18 protein-coding genes are annotated in these 20,781 nt (G+C 64.8%); 8 read left to right on the plus strand and 10 right to left on the minus strand.

What is annotated here, in order from left to right; all coding sequences use genetic code 11:
- Nucleotides 1-85: 85 nt before the first annotated feature.
- Nucleotides 86-1,216, minus strand: coding sequence for an epoxide hydrolase family protein (locus tag AC3A6F_RS08525; protein ID WP_487679765.1), 1,131 nt, complete (start codon nucleotides 1,214-1,216; stop codon nucleotides 86-88).
- A complete protein-coding gene (locus tag AC3A6F_RS08530; protein ID WP_487679767.1) occupies nucleotides 1,213-2,262 on the minus strand; it encodes an ankyrin repeat domain-containing protein in 1,050 nt (349 codons plus the stop codon). Before AC3A6F_RS08530 ends, AC3A6F_RS08525 begins: the two co-directional genes overlap by 4 nt.
- A gap of 232 nt (nucleotides 2,263-2,494) precedes the next feature.
- On the opposite strand from AC3A6F_RS08530, the gene AC3A6F_RS08535 reads away from it, so the two are divergent.
- On the plus strand, nucleotides 2,495-3,010 hold the full coding sequence (locus AC3A6F_RS08535; protein WP_147936880.1) for a Dps family protein: 516 nt from the start codon (nucleotides 2,495-2,497) through the stop codon (nucleotides 3,008-3,010).
- Nucleotides 3,011-3,224: 214 nt separating this feature from the next.
- Here the strand turns inward: AC3A6F_RS08535 and AC3A6F_RS08540 are convergent, their stop codons facing one another.
- The 5 genes from AC3A6F_RS08540 to pyrG all read right to left on the minus strand — a co-directional run bounded on the left by AC3A6F_RS08540 (nucleotide 3,225) and on the right by pyrG (nucleotide 7,875).
- The gene (locus tag AC3A6F_RS08540) at nucleotides 3,225-3,509 is read right to left on the minus strand and encodes a helix-turn-helix domain-containing protein (RefSeq protein ID WP_487679769.1); all 285 of its coding nucleotides are present in this window, start codon (nucleotides 3,507-3,509) and stop codon (nucleotides 3,225-3,227) included.
- A 9-nt stretch (nucleotides 3,510-3,518) separates the two neighbouring features.
- A complete protein-coding gene (gene ftsB, locus AC3A6F_RS08545) occupies nucleotides 3,519-3,878 on the minus strand; it encodes a cell division protein FtsB (protein ID WP_487679771.1) in 360 nt (119 codons plus the stop codon).
- A 72-nt stretch (nucleotides 3,879-3,950) separates the two neighbouring features.
- On the minus strand, nucleotides 3,951-5,237 hold the full coding sequence (gene eno / locus AC3A6F_RS08550; protein WP_147936883.1) for a phosphopyruvate hydratase: 1,287 nt from the start codon (nucleotides 5,235-5,237) through the stop codon (nucleotides 3,951-3,953).
- Nucleotides 5,238-5,335: 98 nt separating this feature from the next.
- Nucleotides 5,336-6,190, minus strand: coding sequence for a 3-deoxy-8-phosphooctulonate synthase (gene kdsA / locus AC3A6F_RS08555; RefSeq protein ID WP_123068324.1), 855 nt, complete (start codon nucleotides 6,188-6,190; stop codon nucleotides 5,336-5,338).
- Nucleotides 6,187-7,875 (minus strand): CTP synthase, encoded by a 1,689-nt coding sequence (gene pyrG / locus AC3A6F_RS08560; RefSeq protein ID WP_487679774.1) that lies wholly within the window; start codon nucleotides 7,873-7,875, stop codon nucleotides 6,187-6,189. The genes kdsA and pyrG overlap by 4 nt, the downstream gene beginning before the upstream one ends.
- 291 nt (nucleotides 7,876-8,166) lie before the next feature.
- On the opposite strand from pyrG, the gene AC3A6F_RS08565 reads away from it, so the two are divergent.
- On the plus strand, nucleotides 8,167-9,900 hold the full coding sequence (locus AC3A6F_RS08565) for a methyl-accepting chemotaxis protein (RefSeq protein ID WP_487679776.1): 1,734 nt from the start codon (nucleotides 8,167-8,169) through the stop codon (nucleotides 9,898-9,900).
- Nucleotides 9,901-9,962: 62 nt separating this feature from the next.
- On the opposite strand, the gene AC3A6F_RS08570 is transcribed toward AC3A6F_RS08565, so the two are convergent.
- Nucleotides 9,963-10,430 carry a hypothetical protein gene (locus AC3A6F_RS08570; protein WP_487679778.1) on the minus strand — a complete coding sequence of 156 codons (468 nt, stop codon included), beginning with the start codon at nucleotides 10,428-10,430 and terminating at the stop codon, nucleotides 9,963-9,965.
- Nucleotides 10,431-10,538: 108 nt separating this feature from the next.
- Here AC3A6F_RS08570 and AC3A6F_RS08575 point away from each other — a divergent pair, with 108 nt between their 5' ends.
- Nucleotides 10,539-11,915 (plus strand): MFS transporter, encoded by a 1,377-nt coding sequence (locus AC3A6F_RS08575; RefSeq protein ID WP_487679780.1) that lies wholly within the window; start codon nucleotides 10,539-10,541, stop codon nucleotides 11,913-11,915.
- The gene (locus AC3A6F_RS08580) at nucleotides 11,912-14,281 is read left to right on the plus strand and encodes a GH36-type glycosyl hydrolase domain-containing protein (protein WP_487679782.1); all 2,370 of its coding nucleotides are present in this window, start codon (nucleotides 11,912-11,914) and stop codon (nucleotides 14,279-14,281) included. Before AC3A6F_RS08575 ends, AC3A6F_RS08580 begins: the two co-directional genes overlap by 4 nt.
- Nucleotides 14,282-14,283: 2 nt before the next feature.
- Here the strand turns inward: AC3A6F_RS08580 and AC3A6F_RS08585 are convergent, their stop codons facing one another.
- On the minus strand, nucleotides 14,284-16,065 hold the full coding sequence (locus AC3A6F_RS08585; protein ID WP_487679784.1) for a glycoside hydrolase family 16 protein: 1,782 nt from the start codon (nucleotides 16,063-16,065) through the stop codon (nucleotides 14,284-14,286).
- Nucleotides 16,066-16,309: 244 nt separating this feature from the next.
- Nucleotides 16,310-16,789 carry a gluconokinase gene (locus AC3A6F_RS08590; protein WP_487679786.1) on the minus strand — a complete coding sequence of 160 codons (480 nt, stop codon included), beginning with the start codon at nucleotides 16,787-16,789 and terminating at the stop codon, nucleotides 16,310-16,312.
- A gap of 332 nt (nucleotides 16,790-17,121) precedes the next feature.
- Here AC3A6F_RS08590 and AC3A6F_RS08595 point away from each other — a divergent pair, with 332 nt between their 5' ends.
- The 4 genes from AC3A6F_RS08595 to cynS are packed head-to-tail and all read left to right on the plus strand — an operon-like array spanning nucleotide 17,122 to nucleotide 20,781.
- The gene (locus AC3A6F_RS08595) at nucleotides 17,122-18,516 is read left to right on the plus strand and encodes a CmpA/NrtA family ABC transporter substrate-binding protein (RefSeq protein WP_487679788.1); all 1,395 of its coding nucleotides are present in this window, start codon (nucleotides 17,122-17,124) and stop codon (nucleotides 18,514-18,516) included.
- A gap of 14 nt (nucleotides 18,517-18,530) precedes the next feature.
- A complete protein-coding gene (gene ntrB / locus AC3A6F_RS08600) occupies nucleotides 18,531-19,406 on the plus strand; it encodes a nitrate ABC transporter permease (RefSeq protein WP_487679790.1) in 876 nt (291 codons plus the stop codon).
- Complete coding sequence (locus tag AC3A6F_RS08605; protein ID WP_487679791.1) at nucleotides 19,396-20,292, plus strand: ABC transporter ATP-binding protein; 897 nt, start codon at nucleotides 19,396-19,398, stop codon at nucleotides 20,290-20,292. Before ntrB ends, AC3A6F_RS08605 begins: the two co-directional genes overlap by 11 nt.
- 39 nt (nucleotides 20,293-20,331) lie before the next feature.
- Nucleotides 20,332-20,781, plus strand: a complete 450-nt coding sequence (cynS, locus tag AC3A6F_RS08610; RefSeq protein WP_123068334.1) for a cyanase — start codon at nucleotides 20,332-20,334, stop codon at nucleotides 20,779-20,781.

Consider the following 20,781-nt stretch of genomic DNA (forward strand, 5'->3'; position numbering starts at 1 on the left):
GCAGGCGGCGTGCATGCGAGCTTGGGTCCCCGCCTTCGCGGGGACGACGTTTACGGGCTGACAAAGGAACGCTTCATTCAGCGCATCAACGCACGCTGCGAAAACCCTTGCGCAACTCGTCGGCAAACATCTCGGGCTGTTCCATCGCAGGATAGTGCCCACCCTTCTCTACCTCGTTGTAATACATCAGCGTCGGATAACGCTCCTGCACCCAGCGCCGGCTGGCCATGTGCAGGTCGCGCGGGAACTGGCTGAAGGCCACCGGCACGGCAATCTCGCGCTCCTTGAAGGTGCGCATGCTCTCCCAGTAGATGCGCGCCGACGACCCTGCGGTGCCGGTCAGCCAGTACCAGTCGACGGTGTCGAGGATGTCGTCCATGCTCACCGCGTCGGTCGGATCGCCGTCATGGTCCATCCAGCGCCAGTACAGGTCGAGCAGCCACGCCGCCTGGCCCACCGGCGAGTCGGTCAGGGCGTAAGCGATCGTTTGCGGGGTCTGGATCTGCATCAGCTGGTAGCCGGACTGGTTCTCCTTGAAATCGCGCACGCGCCGCAGCCCTTCTTCTTCCTGCGCGTCGCGCGCTTCCATCCCCTCGACCACCGGCAGCATATTGAAGTGCACGGCCTTCACCGCCGGCAGCCCGATGCCGCCCAGTTCATTGGTAATCGAATACCCCCAGTCGCCGCCCTGGGCCACGAACTGCTCGTAGCCGAGCCGGCGCATCAACTCGACCCAGGCGTGCGCGATGCGCTCCGGCGTCCAGCCGGGTTCGCGCGGCTTGCCCGTCAGGCCGAAGCCCGGCATCGACGGCAGGACGACGTGGAAGGCGTCAGCCGGGTCGTGTCCGTGCGCGCGCGGATCGGCCAGCATCCTGGCGGCCTTCACGTTTTCCACGATTGAACCGGACCATCCGTGCGTGATCACCAGCGGCAGCGCATCGGGTTCCGGCGAGCGGATGTGGAGGAAGTGGATATCGAGGCCGTCGATGGTCGTCGAGGATGGCTCGAGCGCGTTCAGCCGCGCCTCGGTCGCGCGCCAGTCGTGCCGGTCGCGCCAGTAGTCGGCCAGCGCCCGCAGCCGGGTCAGCGGCACGCCCTGGCGCCAGTCGTCGACGGTTTCCTTGTCGGGCCAGCGCGTGCGCGCCAGGCGCTGGCGCAAGTCGTCCAGGTCGGCCTCGGAAATGGCGAAAGGATGCGGTCGGATGGCGTTGCTCACGGCTGGTCTCCTCGTTGATCGTCGGTCTGGGTTTGCGCACGCTTGCGCTCTCTCTCGGCAAGCAGGTCGGCGATAGCGTCGTCACCGTAGTGCAGCGCCAGCTCGCGCGGCGTCAGGCCCGTATGCCCCCTGAGATCGTGGCGGGCGCCCGCGTCGCACAAGGCCCGTACTGCGTCGACCTGCTGTTGCCACACAGCGTCGTGGAGCGCCGACAGGCCGTTGTAGGCGCCCTGCGCATTCAGCTCGGGCAAGGGCCGGGCGCCGCGCCGCGGCTCGGCCAGCAGGCGCACGATGTCGGCATGGCCGAAATAGGTGGCGTCGTGCAGGGCGGTGCCGCCCATCAGGCCGATCATGCGGGTCGGATCGGCGCCGGCATCGAGCAGCAGGCGCGCGATGTCGAGATGGCCCTCGCGCGCGGCGATGCCCAGCGGCGTGTAATTGTCATCGAGGCTGCCGACCATCGGCACCTGCTCGTCGAGGTTCGCGCCGGCGGCGATCAGCCGCTCGACCTCGGCCCGGTCACCGGCCTTGACCGCCGCGACGAGGGTCAGCGCGGTGACGCGTTCGGCGTCGGCGTCGATCCTGGCCTCGATCAGGTGCGCGATGGCGTCAAGGCCGTCGCCCCTGGCGATGTCGAGCGCAGTTTGCGCCCAGTGGTTGCGGATGTTCGGCCTGGCGCCGCGCTCGAGCAGCCGCGCCACGGCGCCGGCATGCTTGTGGAGCACCGCGTCCATCAGCGCCGTATTGCCGAGCACGGGCGACTGCTGGTCGATGAAGGCGCCGCGATCGAGCAGGAAGCCGATGACGTCGGCATTGCCGGACTGCGCCGCCTTGTGCAGCGCGCTCGCCCCCATGCGAGGGTCGAGCGCCAGCACGTCGGCGCCTGCGGCGAGCAGGATCGACACCATGTACGACTGTCCCAGCCCGGCCGCGATCATCAGGGGCGTGAAGCCCTCGGGGTCACGGCGATCCGGGTCGGCGCCGGTGCGGAGCAGTGCGTTCGCGGCGGGAAGGTCTCCCGCGCGAACGGCAACATGAAGGGGCATACCATCCTCCCGTATGATTGCTATCGAAAGCCACAGTTGATAAGTTACCGATAGTAGGGCAGAAGCGGATGGGTGTGCCGTTAGATAGGACACAGATGCGGCCACAGATGGCGTCCATCGCGTTTTCGCTCAAAATGGTAAGCTGATGCTGTTATGACACTGTTGCATTTTCGAACATCAGCGCCATGTACCCATTACTGAATCATCGACTTACCGACCACGGAGGAAGCACATGAATATCGATATTGGCATCAGCACCGAAGACCGCGCAAAAATCGTCGACTCGCTGTCTGGCGTCCTGGCTGACAGCTATATGCTGTACCTGAAGACCCACAACTTCCACTGGAACGTGACCGGCCCGATGTTCCAGACCCTGCACGTGATGTTCCAGGAGCAGTACACCGAGCTATGGAACGCGCTGGACGACATCGCCGAGCGCATCCGCGCCCTGGGCCACTTCGCACCGGGCACCTACCAGCGCTACGCCGAGCTGTCGACCATCAAGGAAGAAGCGAACGTGCCGGGCGCGCAAGAAATGATTCGCCAGCTGGTCGCAGGCCAGGAAGCGGTAGCGCGCACCGCCCGTGCGGCCTTCCGCATCGCCGACGCCGCCGACGACCAGCCGACCGCCGGCATGCTGGCAACCCGCATGGAAATCCATGAAAAGAATGCGTGGATGCTGCGCGCCTTCCTGGAGCAAGGCGCAGGCCATACCCAGGGTGAAGCGTCGTCGGATTCGAAGAACTGATGATGTGCCGGCGGTCCGCATGGACCGCATGAACAGCTGGGGTCAGGTCTGACATTCAGACACAACCTCAGCTGTAATTGAAATCTGAGAACGCCAACTCAATGCCGGCTTGGCTGAAATGGTTGAGGCCGTGTCCGAATGTCAGACCTGACCCCGATGTGATGTTCGCGGGAACGACGTTGTTCAAGGGTGGTGGCAACACCACTGCCGCGGCTCAATCGCCGCTACGCCCACCACTCATATGCAAATCGACCACCTTCATGATCTCGAGCGTGAGATCGAGGTCGAACTCGCCCGACGCCAGGGCGGCGCCCAGCTGCTCGCGCGGCACGCCGACCGCGGCGGCCAGTGCGCCCAGTCCCGGCGCCTGTGACACCGCCTTCAAGGCGGCCCCAATGATGGCGCCATCGCCATCTTCGAAAGCATCGGCCAGGCAGTCCGCGATCGCATCGAACGAATCGAGGCTGGCGGGATCGATCGGGGAATTCTGTTCACTCATAACGATGGATTAATGCGTAGGGGTAGCGTCCGGCTTCGCGCCGTTCTTCGATGGAGGCGGCGGAGGCGGCACGGTCATCGACTCGACCGGCTGCTCGTTCTTGCGCAGCACCTGCACGAAGATCTCGCCCTGCTTGATCATGCCCAGGTCGTAGCGCGCGCGCTCTTCCACGGCGCCGGTGCCATCCCTCAGGTCAACCACCTCCGAAGCCAGCTTGGCGTTCCTCGCGGTGAGTTGCTCGGTCTTGAGCCGGGTGGCCTCGACCTGGCCCTGCATGTCGGCCACGGACAGCCAGCCGCCCTTGCCGAGCCAGAGTGGGTACTGGATCAGCACGAGCAGGACGGCAAGGGCGATCGTGATCAGGCGCATGGCAAAAAGAGGATGCAATCTGGCCGGAGAACAGGAAGAGCAAGCGCCCTCCCCGCCCGCCGGCCAGGTGGATTACTTCAGGTTGTAGAACGCGTCGCGGCCAGGATAGCTGGCGATGTCGCCCAGGTCTTCCTCGATGCGCAGCAGCTGGTTGTACTTGGCCATGCGGTCCGAACGCGACAGCGAGCCGGTCTTGATCTGCAAGGCGTTGGTGCCAACCGCGATGTCGGCGATGGTCGAGTCTTCGGTTTCGCCCGAGCGGTGCGAGATCACGGCGGTGTAGCCGGCGCGCTTGGCCATCTCGATGGCGGCGAAGGTCTCGGTCAGGGTGCCGATCTGGTTGATCTTGATGAGGATCGAGTTGGCGATGCCCTTCTGGATGCCCTCTTTGAGGATCTTGGTGTTGGTGACGAACAGGTCGTCGCCCACCAGCTGCACCTTCTTGCCCAGCGCGGCGGTCAGGGTGGCCCAGCCTTCCCAGTCGCCTTCGTGCATCGCGTCCTCGATCGAGATGATCGGGTACTTGTCGCACCAGGTGGCCAGCATGTTCGTGAAGTCGGCTGCCGACAGGCTCAAGCCGCCTTCGCCCGCCAAGACGTACTTGCCGTCCTTGTAGAATTCGCTGGCCGCGCAATCCAGGCCCAGGGCGATGTCCTGGCCCGCCACGTAGCCGGCCTGCTCGATCGCCTGCATGATCAGCTTGATGGCTTCTTCATGGTTCGCGACCGATGGGGCGAAGCCGCCTTCGTCGCCGACGGCGGTGTTCAGGCCCTTCGAGTGCAGGATCTTCTTGAGGGTGTGGAACACCTCGGCGCCGTAGCGGATCGCTTCCTTGAACGACGGCGCGCCGACCGGGATGATCATGAACTCCTGGATGTCCAGGTTGTTGTCGGCGTGCGCGCCGCCGTTGATGACGTTCATCATCGGCACCGGCATCTGCATCGCGCCCGAACCGCCGAAGTAGCGGTACAGCGGCAGGCCGGCTTCTTCGGCTGCAGCCTTGGCGACGGCCATCGACACCGCCAGCATGGCGTTGGCGCCCAGGCGGCTCTTGTTTTCGGTGCCGTCGAGATCGATCAGGGTGCGGTCCAGGAAGGCTTGCTCATTGGCGTCCAGGCCCATGATCGCTTCGGAGATCTCGGTGTTGATATTCTCGCAGGCCTGCAGCACGCCCTTGCCGAAGTAGCGCTTCGGATCGCCGTCGCGCAGTTCGATCGCTTCGCGCGAACCGGTCGAGGCGCCCGACGGCACCGCGGCGCGGCCCATTACGCCCGATTCCAGCAGCACGTCGCATTCGACGGTCGGGTTACCGCGCGAGTCGAGGACTTCACGGCCGATAATATCAACGATAGCACTCATGTTTCTCAGTCTCCAGGAGGTGGGGAAATCGTAGGGGGCGCCGCCAATCGGGACATCCCCGCGGGATGTCCTGCTTGGTGCATCCAGAATCTTCGCTGTTACTTGAACTTGGTTTCCATGAAACCGGTCTTCTTGACGATGCGGTCGATCTCGACGAGCGTGGTCAGGAGTTCCTTCATGTGGGCCAGCGGCACCGCATTCGGACCGTCTGACATCGCATTGGCCGGATCGGGATGCGTTTCCATGAACAGGCCGGCAATGCCCGCCGCCACGGCGGCGCGCGACAACACCGGGACGTGCTCGCGCTGGCCGCCGGACGAGGTGCCCTGGCCGCCCGGCAGCTGCACCGAGTGGGTCGCGTCGAACACCACCGGGCAGTTCGATTCGCGCATGATGGCCAGGCCACGCATGTCCGACACCAGGTTGTTGTAGCCGAACGAGGCGCCGCGTTCGCAGGCCATGAAGTTATCTTCCGGCAGGCCAGCTTCGCGCGCGGCGGCGCGGGCCTTGTCGATCACGTTCTTCATGTCGCCAGGCGCCAGGAACTGGCCCTTCTTGATGTTGACCGGCTTGCCCGAACGCGCGCAGGCGTTGATGAAGTCGGTCTGGCGGCACAGGAAGGCCGGGGTCTGCAGCACGTCGACGATGCTCGCCACTTCGGGGATCATCTCTTCGTCGTGCACGTCGGTCAGGACCGGCACGCCGATCTCGCGGCGCACGTCGGCCAGGATCTCCAGGCCCTTCTCGCGGCCAGGGCCGCGGAACGACTTGCCCGACGAGCGGTTGGCCTTGTCGAACGACGATTTATAGATGAACGGGATGCCCAGCGCCGAGGTGATCTCTTTCAGCGTGCCGGCCGTGTCCATCGCCATCTGGCGCGATTCGATCACGCAGGTGCCGGCGATCAGAAAGATCGGGTGCTCGAGGCCGACGTCGAATCCAGCGAGTTTCATGCTGCGTCTCCTTGCAGTGCGGGCGCCGCATTTGCTGCGCCGGCCGCGGTATTGGTGTTGGAAGCCTGGTGCGCCAGCGCCGCCTGGATGAACGACGTGAACAGCGGATGGCCATTGCGTGGCGTCGACTTGAACTCGGGGTGGAACTGCACGCCCATATACCAGGGGTGCACGTCACGCGGGAGTTCCATGATCTCGCACAGGTCTTCGTTCGGGGTGCGCGCCGACACCGTCAGGCCAGCAGCTTCGACCTTCGGCAGGTAGTAGTTGTTACCTTCGTAGCGGTGGCGGTGACGCTCGGTCACGACGTTGCCGTAGATCTCGGCGGCCAGCGTGCCTGGATTGACGGCGCAGGTCTGGGCGCCCAGGCGCATGGTGCCGCCCAGGTTCGAATTGGTGTCGCGCTTCTCGACCTTGCCGTCATGGTTCTGCCACTCGGTGATCAGGGCGACCACCGGCTGGTCGGTTTCCGGATCGAACTCGGTCGAGTTCGCGTTCGGCAGGCCTGCCATATTGCGGGCGTACTCGATCAGCGCGACCTGCATGCCCAGGCAGATGCCCAGATATGGAATCTTGTTTTCGCGGGCGTAGCGCGCGGCCATGATCTTGCCTTCCACGCCGCGCTTGCCGAAGCCGCCCGGCACCAGGATGGCGTCGTACTTGGCCAGGTGCTCGCAGCCGCGGGTTTCGATTTCCTCGGAATCGAGGTACTCGATGTTGACGCGGCTCTCGGTGTGGATGCCGGCGTGGCGCAGCGCCTCGGTCAGCGATTTATACGATTCGATCAGGTCGACGTACTTGCCGACCATGCCGATGGTGATCTCGTGCTTCGGATTTTCCAGCGTGTGAATCAGGCGGGTCCACATCGACAGGTCGGCCTTCGGCGCTTCCAGGCCGAGGGCTTCGAGGATGATGTCGTCCAGGCCCTGGTCGCACAGCACCTGCGGCACCTTGTAGATGGTGTCCACGTCCCACACCGAGATCACGGCCTGCTCTTCGACGTTGGCGAACAGAGAGATCTTGGCGCGCTCGTCGTCCGGGATGCGGCGGTCGGCGCGGCACAGCAGCGCGTTCGGCGAGATGCCGATCTCGCGCAGCTTCTGCACGCTGTGCTGGGTCGGCTTGGTCTTGAGTTCGCCGGCCGAGGCGATGAACGGCACCAGGGTCAGGTGCACGAACGCGGCGCCCTTGCGGCCCGAGCGCAGCGACAGCTGGCGCGCGGCTTCCAGGAACGGCAGCGATTCGATGTCGCCCACGGTGCCGCCGATCTCGACCAGCGCGACGTCGACGCCTTCGGCGCCGCGACGGATGTAGTCCTGGATCTCGTTGGTGATGTGCGGGATGACCTGCACGGTCTTGCCGAGGTACTCGCCACGGCGTTCCTTGCGGATCACCGATTCATAGATCTGGCCGGTGGTGAAGTTGTTCACCTTCTTCATGCGGGTGCTGATGAAGCGCTCGTAGTGGCCGAGATCCAGGTCGGTCTCGGCGCCGTCGTCGGTGACGAACACTTCGCCGTGCTGGGTAGGACTCATGGTGCCCGGATCGACGTTGATGTACGGGTCGAGCTTGAGCATGGTGACTTTGAGTCCGCGGCTCTCGAGGATCGCGGCGAGGGAGGCGGCCGCAATCCCTTTGCCCAGGGAAGACACGACGCCGCCAGTGACGAATACGAATTTGGTCATTGTGCTGATGGTGCCGAACGGCACGCGCGGGAAATTGAAATTATACCTTAATCCTGCAAATACTTCTTGATATCAAGCCGGCAACACCCTCCGATGGACTGTCGTCGCCCGATCACAAACCGACTATTCTGGGTGCATTTTCGTTTCGGTTGGGCAATAATTGTGACCGGTCGGAAGAGACAATAATTTGCCGACAACAGTCGTAACGACAGATCCAGTGTCATAAGCACAAAAATGCCGCAAGGATGCCGCCAATCCGGCGGAAAACCCCCTACTTCAACTACATAAAACATGGGCAATTTCATCAAACTCAACATCGGTACGCGCCTGGCCGCCGGCTTCGCGCTGACGCTACTGATGACCGTCATCATCGCCACCGTCGGCGTCTGGCGCCTGAACCAGGTCGCGCAGGAGACGTCGTCGATTCTGGCAGAACCGCTGGCGAAGGAGCGCATGATCGCCGAGTGGTATACCCAGATCTTCGCCGCCGTGCGCCGCACCGCCGCGATCGTCAAGAGCAGCGACCCGTCGCTGACCGACTTCTTCAAGGAAGACGCGGCCGCCACCGGCAAGCTGTCGGCCGACCTGGTCAAGCAGATCGAACCGTTGATCAGCGGCGACGACGAGACCGCCCTGTTCAAGTCGGTGATGGAGCACCGCACCGCCTACAGCCGCGCGCGCGATGGCGCGGTCAAGGCCAAGGCCGAAGGCAATGTCGAACTGGCGGAACAGATCCTGACCCAGCAATTCAACCCGGCCGCCAAGGCCTACCAGGAACGCGTCAAGGAACTGGTCGACCTGCAGCACAAGCGCATCGCCGCCAGCGCCGAGCTGATCGCCAGCACCGCCAGCCGCAGCAACTTCGTGATCGGCTCGCTGGCCGCCGGCGCCCTGCTGCTGGGCGGCGTGTTCGCCTGGCTGCTGACCCGCTCGATCACCCGTCCGCTGCGCCAGGCCGTGCACGCCGCCGAGCAGGTGGCGGCCGGCGACCTGACGGTCGAAATCGACAGCAAAGGGACCGATGAAACCGGCGCCCTGCTGCGCGCGCTGGGCCATATGAATACCTCGCTGTCGAAGATCGTCGACGAAGTACGCAGCGGCACACAGACCATCAGCGGCGCCTCGAGCGAGATCGCGGCCGGCAGTTTCGACCTGTCCAGCCGCACCGAACAGCAGGCCGCGGCACTCGAAGAAACCGCCGCCTCGATGGAAGAACTGACCGGCACCGTGCGCCAGAACGCGGACAACGCGCGCCAGGCCAACCAGCTGGCGATCGCCGCCTCGAGCGTCGCCACCCAGGCCGGCCAGGCGGTCGACCAGGTGGTTGCCACCATGGGTTCGATCAACGATTCGTCGCGCAAGATCGTCGACATCATTTCGGTCATCGACGGCATCGCCTTCCAGACCAATATCCTGGCGCTGAACGCGGCCGTGGAAGCGGCGCGCGCCGGCGAACAGGGCCGCGGCTTCGCGGTCGTGGCTTCGGAAGTGCGCACGCTGGCGCAGCGCTCGGCCGCCGCCGCCAAGGAAATCAAGCAGCTGATCGGCGACTCGGTCGAGAAGGTCGACACCGGCACCAAACTGGTCGACCACACCGGCGCGACGATGCGCGAAGTGGTCGACTCGATCCAACGCGTCACCGACATCATGGGAGAAATCTCGTCGGCCAGCCAGGAACAGATCACGGGCATCGACCAAGTCAACCAGGCCATGGGCCAGATGGACAATGCGACCCAGCAGAACGCGGCGCTGGTCGAGGAAGCCACCGCCGCCACCGCGGCAATGCAGGACCAGGCGCAGCGCCTGGCGCAGGTGGTCGATGTGTTCAAGCTCGATCCGCGCCATGTGACCCCAGCGGCGCCGGTGGTGGCGGTCAAGCGCCCGCCGGCCCGGCCGGCGTTGGCCAAGCCAGTGGCGAAAGCCGCGGCCAAGCCTGCACCGGCTGCCAAGCCGGCAGCTACCAAGGCAGCCGGCAAGCCAGCCGCGCCAGCCAAGGTCAATGAAGCGGAATGGGAAGAGTTCTAAGCTTCTGCCGCGCCTGAAAAAGCCGCCGTCGCCGCCCTGGCCACGGCGGCTTTTTCATTGGTTCACTCTAGTACGAGTTTGCCCCGGGCTAACCTTCCCTGCCCCTCGCCATCACGCAGCGACCGGAACACCGCACGGCCCCGCGAAAGAGGTTGCCCTGCCGGCACAGGCGTGAAGTCCCCGTTCGCGCGCGAATGCCGCGCGTAATACACCAGGCGGCCGTTCGCCAGGAACGCGATCGACATATCGCCGTCGTCCTGCGACTCGAAAGGAATCTGGCGTTCACAATGTTCTTCCTGGATGCCCAGCGTCGTGCACACGTCCCGGCGCGCCGTGTATGGGCCGAACAGATAGACCTGATCCCACGCGAATGACGTGGCCTCGGCAAGGCGGATGGTCTCCGACTTGCGCTCGTCGACGAGCTCGCCGATCGCCTTGCTCACCCTGGCGTCGTCGCTGCAGCCGGCGGCCATGATCGACACCGCGCCAAGCGTCAAGGCGGACAGGGTAATAACGGAAAATCGTTTCATCGTGGCTCGCTGCTGATATCAATTCGGTATTTGACATGTAGTCTACTCGACGGCATACTTACAGCATATGTTAGCGCTCACATAATTAGACAAGATCTGGAGACAAGCATGTTCAAGCGCGGGCCCGAGACACCTGCAGCAGCGAACGCCCCCCTCGGCTGGCGCGAAAAGCTCAGCTATGGCGTGGCCGATATGGGCTTCAATTTTTATTGGGCCAATATCGCGACCTTCCTGCTGATCTTCTATACCGACACCTTCGGCATCTCGGCGGCGCAAGCCGCCACCCTGCTCGCCTCGATCAAGCTGATCAACGCATTCACCGATCCGCTGATCGGCGCCGTCGCCGACCGCACCAGTACCCGCTTCGGCAAGTTCCGTCCCTACCTGGTCTGGATGTCGATCCCGCTCGGCGCCGCCGCGGTACTCACCTACACCACGCCCGACCTCGACGCCGACGGCAAACTCATCTGGGCCTACGCCAGCTACCTGGCGATGATGGTGTTCTACACCTGCGTCAACATCCCGTATAACGCGCTGTCGGGCGTGATGTCGGCCGATCCGCAGGAGCGCTCGACCATCAACGGCCTGCGCTTCATCTTTGCCTTCGCCGGCTCGACCCTGGTGACGGCCGCGACGCCGGCCATGGTGGGGTGGCTGGGCGGCGGCGACGATGAACGCGGCTGGCAGCTGACCATGGTTGCCTGGAGCATCGCCGCCGCACTGATGTTCCTGATCACCTTTGCCAACACGCGCGAGCGGATCGCGCCGCCGCCGGGCCAGAAGAGCGACGTGCTGCGCGACATCCGCGACCTGGCCGCCAACCGCCCGTGGGTGGTGCTGTTCGTGCTGGCCCTGGTGATCATGGTGACCATCACCCTGCGCACCACCACCTCGGCCTATTACTTCAAGTACGTGGTCGAACGCCCCGAGCTGATGGCCAGCTTCGTGCCGACCTATATGATCTTCGCCGCCATCGGCGCGGCCTGCACGCCGCTCATGACCCGCTACGTCGACAAGAAGCTGCTCATGATCGTCCTGATGAGCGCGACCGCCGTGTTCTCGGCCACCTTCTTCCTGATCCCCGGCGACCGCATCGACCTGATGTTCGCGCTGCAGGCGGCCACCGGCTTCGTGCTCGGCCCCAAGTCGCCGCTGGCGTTCTCGATGTACGCCGACACCGCCGACTACAACGAATGGACCACCGGCCGCCGCGCCACCGCCATGACCTTCGCCGCCGCCACCTTCTCGCAAAAGCTCGGCACCGCGGTCGCGGTGAGCGTGATCGGCGCCGTGTTCACGGCGCTCGGCTACGTGCCCAATGCCGCTCAGACCACCGGCTCGCAGGCTGGCATCGTATGGCTGATGTCCTTCGTGCCGGCCTCCTTTGCCCTGCTGGCGGTGCTGGTCATGTGCTTCTATAACCTCGACGGCAAACTACTGGCGCGCATCCAGGCCGACCTGGCGGCGCGCAAGGCGGCGCCATGAACACACAGGAGATTCCATCCATGCTGCACCCGCAAGACGACCGCTACGTGCTCACCAGTCCCACCGCGATGCCGCAGGCCGGCGGCTTCCTGTGGAACCGCAGGATGATGATCCAGTCGACCTGTCGCGGCTATGCCACCGCCCAGTTCATGCAGCCGGAACCGAGCAAGTATTCGCATGCGCCGAATATGCAGGCGAAATCCTTCATGCAGCCGGAGCAGCACTACTACGCCCACCATCCGGGCCGCTTCTTCTACGTGAAGGACGAAGACACGGGCGAGCTGTTCTCGGCGCCCTACGAGCCAGTGCGCGGTGGCGTGGACCGCTTCGAATTCTCGGTCGGTCGCCACGACCTGCGCTGGACCGTCGAGAAGTTCGGCATCCGCATCGAACTCGTGCTCGGCCTGCCGGTGGACGACGTCGCCGAGCTGTGGTCTATGGAAGTGACGAACCTGTCGGACCGCCCGCGCCGCATCAACGTCTATCCCTATTTCACGATCGGCTATATGTCGTGGATGAACCAGTCGGCCGAGTATCGCCACGACCTGGGAGGCATTGTCGCGTCCAGCGTCACGCCCTACCAGAAGCTGGAAGACTATTTCAAGAACCGCCCGTTCAAGGACCGCACGGTGCTGCTGTGCGAACAGGCGCCGGACGCCTGGGAGGTGGGCCAGCTCGCCTTCGAAGGCGAAGGCGGCCTGCATGCGCCGTCCGCACTGGCGGGCGAACGCCTGGGCTGCGGCGACGCGCGCTACGAGACCCCGGCCGCCGTGGTCCAGTACCGCCTGGCGCTGGCGCCGAGCGAAGCAGCCACGCGCCGCTTCCTGTTCGGCCCCGCCTTCGACGATGCCGAGATCGCGTCCCTGCGCGAGAAATACCTGAGTGAACAAGGCTTCGCCGCCGCGGCGCGCGATTACGCTGCTTATATCGCCGAGGGCGAAGGTGTGCTCCGGATCGCGACCCCGGACCGTGAACTCGACAACTTCGTCAACACCTGGCTCGCGCGCCAGGTCTATTACCACGGCGACGTCAACCGCCTCTCCACCGACCCGCAGACCCGCAACTACCTGCAGGACAATATGGGCATGGCCTTCGTCAAGCCGGCGGTGGCGCGCGCCGCCTTCCTACATGCGCTCTCCCAGCAGGAAGCCAATGGCGCGATGCCGGACGGGATCCTGCTGTTCGAAGGCGCCGAACTGAAATACATCAACCAGATCCCGCACACCGACCACTGCGTGTGGCTGCCGGTATGCTTGCGCGCCTATTTGGACGAAACGGGCGACGCCGCCATCCTCGACGCGCCGGTCGCCACCCACGACGGCGAAGTAAAAACCGCGTTCGAGCGCATCTCGCTGGCGATGGACTGGCTGATACAGCGGCGCGACGCGCGCGGCCTGTCGTATATCGAGCAGGGCGACTGGTGCGACCCGATGAATATGGTCGGCTACAAGGGCCGCGGCGTCTCGGGTTGGCTGACGGTGGCGGCGGCCTACGCGCTGAACCTGTGGGCCGACGTGTGCGCGGCGCGCGGCGACGCCGCTTCGCTGGCGCGCTACCGCGCCGGCGCCGAAGCGATGAACGGCGCGGCAAAAATCCATCTGTGGGACGGCGCCTGGTTCGCACGCGGCATCACCGACGACGACGTCAAGTTCGGCGTCGCCAGCGATACCGAGGGCCGCATCTACCTCAACCCGCAAAGCTGGGCCTTCCTGTCGGGCGCCGCCAGCGTTGAGCAGCGCGCACTGATGCTGGGCGCGATCGACGAGCAGTTACGCACGCCCTACGGCGTGCAGATGTTCGCGCCGCCCTATAGCGGCATGCGCGAAGATGTCGGCCGCGTCACGCAGAAGCATCCCGGCTCGGCCGAGAACGGCGCCGTGTACAACCACGCCTCGGTGTTCTACATCTACAGCCTCTACACGATCGGCGAAGCGGACCGCGCCTTCGACGCGCTGCGCAAGATGATCCCCGGCCCCGGCCTGGAGGACTACCTGCAGCGCGGCCAGCTGCCGGTGTTCATCCCCAACTACTACCGCGGCGCCTACAAGGAATATCCGCGCACCGCCGGTCGCTCGAGCCAGCTGTTCAACACCGGCACCGTGGCCTGGGTCTACCGCTGCCTGATCGAAGGCCTGTGCGGCCTGAAAGGCGACCTGCAAGGCTTGACGGTGGCGCCGCAACTGCCGTCGGGCTGGGACGGCATGACGGTAACGCGGCGCTTCCGCGGCGCGACCTTCGAGGTCGACATCAGGCGTGGCGCGGTCGACCGGGTGCAGGTGACCTGCGATGGCATCACCCTGCCCGCGGCCCGCATCGACAGGATCGAAGCGGGCCGCACGTACCGGCTCGAGGTAAGCGTGCCGTAGGGTTACTGCATCGTATGCGTCTGCTGCTGCGTATCCACCGCGAACCCGCGCTGCGCGTCCCAGTAGGTGAACCAGTAGCGCACCACGTCCCCGATCTTCAGCCCGCCCGCCGTGTACGTGTTGTTGGCGCCGCTGAGCTGCATCCGCACGTTCTGCTGCGGCCCGTTGTTGACGGTGTAATGCACGTCGGCCCAGCCGCCGGTGGTGGTGCGGAACTGCAGCATCGTCGACGAGGTCTGGCTGACCGAGGTCGGGCCGCTCGGCTCCGGCTGCGGCGTGGTGCCGCCGCCGCCCGACTCCCACACGATGTCGTCGATCGCGAACTGGAAGCTCGATGATGGCAGCGCGCCGTCGATGCTCGAGATCATGAAGATATCGTGGAGCGACTGCGCCGCGACCAAGGGTCCGAGCAGCGTCGAGACGGGAATCGAGGCCTGCCCCCACTGGCCGTTGCGCGTCAGGCCATGGGTGGTGGTGTTGGCCGGGAAGTTCACCCAGTTCTGGTTCGTGTAGGTGTCGCCGATGCCGATCCTGAATCCCACATTGGCCGGGATCCGGATGCGGAATTTCACGGTGCCGTTGGCGCGGTAGTTACTCAAGTTGCGCGCCTGGCGCGCCTGGATGCCGCCGCCGAACCACTGGCCCGGCGTCGTGTAGTTCCAGGCGATGACGTTGTTGCCCTCGAACGGCGCGGTGTTGCCGGCGCCGGTGGAGACGGCGTTCCACAGGAAGATGTCGGAGCTCGTCCCCGCCACCAGCTTGTCGTTGACCGCCGTGGTGTCGGTAAAGATGCCGAACTTGCCGGCGACTTCGGGCACGGTCTGGTCGCCCAGCTTCACCTGGCCCTTGCCGTCCATCTGGTAGACGCGCACGTAATCGACGTACATGGTGCCGGGCAGCGGCGCCGTGACCTGGCCCGGATTGGCGGCGTCGGTGAAGTTGCCGCCCACGGCCATGTTCAGCAGCAGGTAGAACGGCGCCTGCAATGCTGCTGAATTGACCGGCAGCGGCGCGTTGTACATATTGTGCTCGACGCCGTTGTCGACCGTCGTGAAGCGCATCTGGCTCTCGTCCCAATAGAAGCGGTAGGTGACGAAGCGGTTCGCCAGCGAGTTCTGGGGCACGTACCAGTTCTTGGTCTGCCACGCGGTCGAGGCGGCGCAGCTTTCGTTACCGGGCACGCAGGCGGCCTGCTGCCAGGTGATCACGTTCGAGCCGACGAAGTGGTTCGACGACGGCGCGTTGCCGTGCGCCCGCTCGGACGCCTTGTGGCCCGCCTCCATGATGTCGATCTCGCCGTTGCGCGGCCAGGTCTGCGGGCTTACGCCCAGCATCCACGCGGCCGGCCACAAGCCGGTGCCGAGGTTCGGCGCGGCCATGCGCACCTCGATCATCCCGTACTGCACCTGCACCTTGTTCTTGGTGTCGAGCCGCGCCGAGGTGAAGACATTGCTGCCGATCGTCTGGCTGCGCGCCTGGATCGCCAGCGCGCGCGTGCCCGATTCGAAAGGCACGTTGACGATGCTGGCGTTATTGGGGCTGTAGTACTGCAGCTCGGCGTTGCCATAGCCGCACAGGCCGATCTGGCAGCCGTTACCGTCCTGCAGGTTCCACACGCCGGTGTTGACATTGCTGCCATTGAACTCCTCCGACCACAGCAGCTGGCCGATCACCGGGTTGGTGACGCTGGCCGCGGCCTGCGCGCCGCAGGCCAGCAGGATGCCGGCAGCGAGCGCATGGAAAGGTTTCCATCTCGAGCGATGATTCTGGATCTGGTTATTCACGTCGACTCCTCTTATCTCACTACAAGAAAATGCGGCCGTGCCGGATGGCCGTGCCGCGGCTTGCCAACTTGCTCGTTGGTCTCGAATGCGGTCGTGCGGATACGTATGGAATACGTGATTGGAAACCTTTCCAAACAGGAAAGGAAAATATAGTCTGATTTTCGGGACGTGTCTATCCGATGTGAATGGCGCGCGCGATTACCCCGCCGGCATATGCATGCGGCGGGGAATTAGTGGCGCTGGATTAAACGCTGGCGAGGATCTGCGCGACCAGCTGTTCCTGGCTGTCGCGGATGTCGAGGGTGATGCCGGCTTCGTCCGGCTGCAGCGGTTCGAGCGTGCTCAGCTGGCTGTCGAGCAGCGACGGCGGCATGTAGTGGCCAGGACGATTGCTGACGCGCTCGAGGAGCAGGCTGCGCTCGCCTGCCAGGTGCGCGAAGCGTACGTCGCCGCCCGCGCTGCGCAGCAGGTCACGGTAGGCGCGCTTGAGCGAGGAACACGACAGCACCGCCCCGCCGTCGCGTGCGGCGAGCTTGTCGCGCAGGTTCAGGAGCCAGTCGCGGCGGTCGTCGTCGGTCAGCGGGATACCGGCCGACATCTTGGCGACATTGGCCTCGGAATGGAAGGCGTCGCCCTCGATGAACGGAACGCCAAGCTCGGCGGCCAGCTTCGCGCCGATGCTGCTCTTACCGCAGCCGCTCACGCCCATGACCACCCAGGCCATTCCTTTATTGTCATCTCGCGCTTGTGTCGTCATTTCACTATGTTAACGCTAACATCGAAAACCCGATTGTAGCCGCGATAGCGGAACGATGTAAAGCGGTCATGCACCACGGTTGGGCAGATGCGCGGCGCCGGTGCCTGTGGGCCGCGATTGCGGCGCCGCCATGGCGATGCTGCCCAAGCCAAAAAACATGTTTCATCTTTGAAATGAATGACTTGGCCGCGCTCGATTCCAGATGGCACAGGTCTTGCTGACGACAAGGCTCAAGCAGCGTCATGCCCGCCTCGCCGTTTCATTTTCTGCGTCATTACCACTACCAGGGGTCTTCGCCAATGAAAGATGAGAATCTGTACCGTCCTTATTCGACCGAGTCTTCCTTGAACGGCTGCCCTTGCGGCATGCACGGTTCGCAGGACGAGCACGATTGCCAGGTGCAAGCCGCCCGGCTGCGGCGCGCCGGCGACGCCGAAGCCCTGTCGGGCGACTTCGTCGAGGCGGCGGCGGTGCGCGCGCTGTTTCCCCATGACGCGACGCGCCGCAACCTGATCCGCGCGGTGGGCGGGCCGACGCTGATGGCGGCGATCGGTTCGCTGCTGCCGCTGGCCAGCCTGCAGGCCAATGCGATGGAAAAATCGGGCGCGCTCGAGAAGAAGGACCTCAAGATCGGCTTCATCCCGATCAACTGCGCCACTCCCTTGATCATGGCCGACCCGATGGGCATGTACAAGGCGCAGGGATTGAACGTCACCCTCAGCAAGACCGCCGGCTGGGCGCTGGTGCGCGACCAGATGATCAACCGCGAGCTCGATGCCTCGCACTTCCTGGCGCCGATGCCGCTGGCGATGTCGATCGGCCAGGGCGGCACGCCGCAGCCGATGCGCGTGGCCACCATCCAGAACATCAACGGGCAGGCGATCACGCTCGCGCTCAAGCACAAGGACAACCGCGACCCGCGCAACTGGAAGGGCTTCAAGTTCGCGATCCCCTTCGAGTACTCGGTCCACAACTTCCTGCTGCGCTACTACCTGGCCGAGCATGGACTGGACCCGGACCGCGACGTCCAGCTGCGCGTGACGCCGCCGCCCGAGATGGTCGCCAACCTGCGCGCCGGGAACATCGACGGCTTCCTCGGCCCCGATCCGTTCAACCAGCGCGCCGTGTTCGACCAGGTGGGCTTCATCCACATTCTCACCAAGGACATCTGGAACGGCCATCCCTGCTGCGCCTTCGGCGCCTCGCAGGCCTTCATCGACCAGAACCCGAACACCTTCGCCGCGCTGTACCGCGCCATCCTGAACGCCACCGCGATGGCGCACAAGGCCGAGAACCGGCCCGAGATCGCCAAGGCTATCTGCAAGCCGGCCTACCTGAACCAGCCCGAGACCGTGGTGCTGCAGGCGCTCTCGGGCCGCTTCGCCGATGGCCTGGGCAAGGTGCGCAACGAGCCGGACCGCGCCGACTTCGATGCCCTGCCCTGGTATTCGATGGCGACCTGGATGCTGACGCAGATGAAGCGCTGGGGTTACCTGAAGGGCGACGTCAACTACAAGGCGCTGGCCGAGCAGGTGTTCCTGCTGACCGATGCGCGCAGGCAGATGGCGGCCCTGGGCATGCCGGTGCCGGCCACCGCGGCGAACGGCTACCGCACGTTCACGATCATGGGCAAGACCTACGACCCGGCCAAGCCGCAGGCCTACCTGGACAGCTTCGCGATCAAGCGCGCCTGACACCGGAGAAGCCCATGCACAAGCAACTGAGGTTCAGGGCCGCGCTGTTGTCGCTGGCGCTGCTGCTGGTCGTGGTCGGCGTGTGGCATATCGCCACCGCGCCGCGCGCCGCGGCGCCGGTGGCGGCGATGAGCGCCGAGGAAGCCGAATATGCGGCCCTGATGGGACAGGCGCCAGCAACCGCCACGGCCCCGGCGCCCGATGCCGGCAGCGGCTTTCCCACGCCGGCCCAGTTCGCGCGGCTGGCGGTCGGCCACCTGGGCGATCCGTTCTACGACAACGGCCCCAACGACCGCGGCATCGGCATCCAGCTGGGGCATTCGCTGGTGCGCGTCGGCCTGGGCTATCTGCTGGCGATGCTGGTGGCGATCCCGCTCGGCTTCGTGATCGGCATGTCGCCCCTGCTGTACCGCGCGATCGACCCGTTCATCCAGGTCTTGAAGCCGATCTCGCCGCTGGCCTGGATGCCGATCGCGCTCTACACGATCAAGGATTCGTCGATCTCGGGCATCTTCGTGATCTTCATCTGCTCGATCTGGCCCATGCTGATCAATACCGCCTTCGGCGTAGCAGGCGTGCGCAAGGACTGGCTCAACGTCGCGCGCACGCTCGAAGTGTCGCCGCTGCGCAAGGCCTTCCTGGTGATCCTGCCGGCGGCGGCGCCGACCATCATCACCGGCATGCGCATCTCGATGGGCATCGCCTGGCTGGTGATCGTCGCCGCCGAAATGCTGATCGGCGGGAACGGCATCGGCTATTTTTTATGGAACGAGTGGAACAACCTGTCGCTGGCGAACGTGCTCTTCGCCGTGTTCATGATCGGCATCGTGGGCATGGTGCTGGACCTGATGTTCGCCGCCCTGCAAAAGAAGGTGACCTATGCCGAATGACCGCTTCGTCCAGGTCGACGGCCTGGCCAAAACCTACCGCGCCGGCCAGCCGCCGGTGTTCGAGGGGGTGAGTTTCGCGATCGAGCGCGGAGAGTTCATCTGCATCATCGGCCACTCCGGCTGTGGCAAGAGCACCATCCTGAACGTGCTGGCCGGGCTCGAAGCGGCCAGCGCCGGCACCGTGATCATGGATGGCCGCGAAGTGACCGGCCCGGGACTGGACCGTGGCGTGGTGTTCCAGAACCACGCCCTGCTGCCGTGGCTGAGCGTGGAAGACAATATCGGGTTCGCCGTGCGTTCGCGCCACCGCGACTGGCCGCGCGACAAGGTGCGCGCACACGGCGCGCGCTTCATCGAGATGGTTGGCCTCTGCGCCGCGGCGCGCAAGAAACCGTCCGAGCTCTCGGGCGGCATGAAGCAGCGGGTGGGCATCGCGCGCGCCTTCGCGGTCGAACCCAAGATGCTGCTGCTGGACGAACCGTTCGGCGCGCTCGACGCGCTCACCCGCGGCACGATCCAGGACGAGCTGCTGGGCATCTGCGCGGCGACGCGCCAGACCGTTTTCATGATCACCCACGACGTCGACGAAGCGATCCTGCTGGCCGACCGCATTTTCTTGATGAGCAACGGCCCCCAGGCGCGGATCGCCGAGATCGTCGTCAACACGCTGCCGGCCGACCGCAGCCGCGCCACGATCCACCGCGATCCCCAGTTCTACAAGATCCGCAATCACCTGGTCGACTTCCTGGTACGCCGCTCGAAGATGCTGCAGCAGTCCGGCGCCGACGGCGCGGAACCGCTCGAGACGCGCATCGTGCATCCCGGCCTGGAGGACGATGCCGCACCCTCCGCGCCCGACCATTACCCTGCCCGGGCTTCGGCCTGAGCGCCCGCCCTTACCACCACCACATCGATGGAGCCGAATATGATTTCATGCCGTGAAGACGTCACCAAAATGATCTTGTCCGCCAAGGTACGCAAGGGCATCAAATGGCGCGACGTGACCGAGGCCACCGGCCTGTCGAAGGAATGGACCACCGCTGCCTGCCTGGGCCAGATGACCTTGACCAAGCCGCAGGCCGAGGCGGTCGGCAAGATCTTCGAACTCTCTGACGAAGCCATCGCCTGGTTGCAGATCGTGCCCTACAAGGGATCGCTGCCCACGGCGGTGCCGACCGATCCGCTGATCTACCGCTGGTACGAGCTGGTGAACGTGTACGGCACCACGATCAAGGAACTGATCCACGAAGAATTCGGCGACGGCATCATGAGCGCCATCGACTTTTCGATGGACATCCAGCGCACCGAAGACCCGAAAGGCGACCGCGTCAATGTGGTCTTATCCGGTAAATTCCTGCCCTACAAGAGCTATTGA

The organism is Massilia sp. Soil_C_3 (assembly GCF_057657035.1).